The sequence below is a fragment of the Bradyrhizobium sp. CCBAU 11361 genome (assembly GCF_028128935.1).
GTDB classification, from domain to species: Bacteria; Pseudomonadota; Alphaproteobacteria; order Rhizobiales; family Xanthobacteraceae; genus Bradyrhizobium; species Bradyrhizobium niftali.
Genome location: NZ_LBJZ01000102.1, coordinates 1 through 2,302, shown reverse-complemented (window position 1 = coordinate 2,302; position 2,302 = coordinate 1). Strand labels below are relative to the sequence as shown.

Here is a 2,302-nt window from a genome sequence, read left to right as displayed (position 1 = left end):
AGTGCCAGCGAGCGGATACCGACACAATCGACAACCGCGGCCGCAGCAGCAGATGGATCTGTTTGGGAGTGGCCTGTCGAACGGCGCCATCGGCGCGCCCACATGGCTGGATCTGCCCGCAGAAGCGCGGGCAGCGCTCACGAGCCTGATGACGCAGTTGATCCTCGACCATGCAGCGATGACAGCGACGCCGCCCGCGAAGGAGGTCGATCATGATCTCTGACAAGGTCAGGCCTCATCATCTGGAGCGCAAGGCGATTCTTTATGTGCGTCAGTCTTCGGCCCATCAGGTGTTGCACAATCGCGAGAGCAGCGCGCTCCAATACGCCATGCGAGACCGGCTGACGGCACTCGGGTGGTCAGAAATTGAAGTGATCGATGATGATCTCGGTCGTTCAGCCGCCGGCGGCATACAACGCGCCGGATTCGAGCGAATGGTGGCGGAGGTCTGCCTCGGCAAGGTTGGTGCGGTTTGCGCCCGCGAGGTTTCGCGCTTCGCCCGCAACAGCCGGGATTGGCAGCAACTCATCGAGATGTGCCGCGTGGTCGATACCGTTCTGGTCGATCAAGAGACCATCTATGCGCCAAGGCACGGCAACGACCGCCTGCTGCTCGGGCTCAAGGGCAGCCTCAACGAGTACGAGCTGGATCTGTTGCGCCAGCGCTCGCTCTCGGCCCGCTACGAGAAGGCGCGCCGGGGCGAGTTGGTTGTGACAGCGCCGGTCGGCTTCGTGAAGGCCGGCGACCGTTACGAGAAAGATCCGGATCGGCGCGTCCAGGAAGCGATCAAGCTGGTGTTCGACAAGGTCGAGGAACTGGGCAGCGCGCGACAGGCGCTCTGCTGGCTCCACGAGTACAATCTCGATCTGCCGGTGAAGCAGTCCAACGGCGACACGGCCTGGCGGCGACCAAACTACTCTGCCATCCACCGGATCATTGAGAACCCGGTCTACGGCGGCGCCTATGCCTATGGTAAGACAGCTGTGGCGGCGGGATACAGCACCGCGGGCGTGAGCGTGAAGATCCGCCGCAAGGCGCGGAACGAATGGCTGACGCTGAAGCCCAACACTCACGAAGGGTATGTGAGCTGGGAGAAGTTCGAGGCGATTCGCACCATGATCAGCAGCAATGTTCCCACCAGTCGGCATCACGGCGCGCCCAAGCATGGTGACGCGCTGCTGGCCGGTCTGATCCGCTGCAAGCGCTGCGGTCGCAAGCTCACAATCCGGTACTCCGGCATGGAAAACCATATCCCGCGCTACAGCTGCAGCCGCGCCTGGATGGACAATGGCGGGGCCCACTGCATCGCCTTCGGCGGACTGCGCGTCGATGACGCCATCGAGGAAGCACTGCTTGGAGTCGTCGGTCCGGGCGCTGTCGCTGCCGCAACCGCTGCCGCCAAGGGGGCCAGGGAACGGCGCGATCAGGTACGCGATGCCCTCAGTCGCGACCTCGAAGCGGCGCGCTATGCCGCCGACAGGGCTTTCCGGCAATACGATGCCGCTGATCCCGCGAACCGGATGGTGGCCAGTGAGCTGGAAGCCCGCTGGAACAGAGCGCTCGCTCACGCGGCGGAGGTTGAGGCCAAGATCGCCATGCATGATGCGGCAGCGCCCGCACCCATTGCCGATCCAGCCTCGTTCGGCGTTCTGGCCTCGAACCTCAAAACGGTCTGGGATGCGCCGACGACGGATGCTCGCCTCAAGAAGCGCATTGTGCGCACCCTCATCCATGAGGTCGTGGCCGATATCGACGACGCGGCCTCGGAGATCGTTCTCATCGTCCATTGGGTGGGGGGCGCCCACAGCGAGTTGCGCTTGCCGAAGCGCCGTCGCGGACAGCGCAACAGCACCTCTGCCGATATCGTCCAGGCCGTGCGTCAACTGGTGCTGATCGCCAGCGACGATCTGATTGCCGGCCTCCTCAATCGCAACGGCCTCAAGACCGGTAACGGCAATCGCTGGACCCGCGAGCGCGTCACATCAATGCGCTCGAACTACCACATCCCGGTGTTCAAGCCTGCCGAGGACGGGATCGAGCCATGGCTCAATCTTGGCAACGCCGCAAAGCTCCTGAAGATCGCGCCCAAGACGCTCCGGCTGGCCGCTGAAGCCGGCGAGATCGAATCCATCCATCCTCTGCCGGATGGTCCTTGGATCTTCGCCCACACCTGGCTGATGACAACTGCCGCTCAATCTATCGCCGAACGAGCGCGACAGAACCCAAAATACCCCGCGGGATCGCATCCCGCTCAACAAAATCTCTTCTCTTCAATCACATAGCCAGATGGGTGTTCTGATGC

Annotated in this window: 2 protein-coding genes; both read left to right on the top strand. The window is 63.1% G+C overall.

Translation table 11 applies throughout. The annotated features are described in order from the left end of the window. Positions 1–223: hypothetical protein (locus XI08_RS10085; protein ID WP_271574299.1), on the top strand; the 223-nt coding region annotated here is incomplete at its 5' end. Then, positions 213–2,282, top strand: coding sequence for a recombinase family protein (locus XI08_RS10080; RefSeq protein WP_271574298.1), 2,070 nt, complete (start codon positions 213–215; stop codon positions 2,280–2,282). The genes XI08_RS10085 and XI08_RS10080, both read left to right, overlap by 11 nt. Positions 2,283–2,302 lie beyond the last annotated feature (20 nt).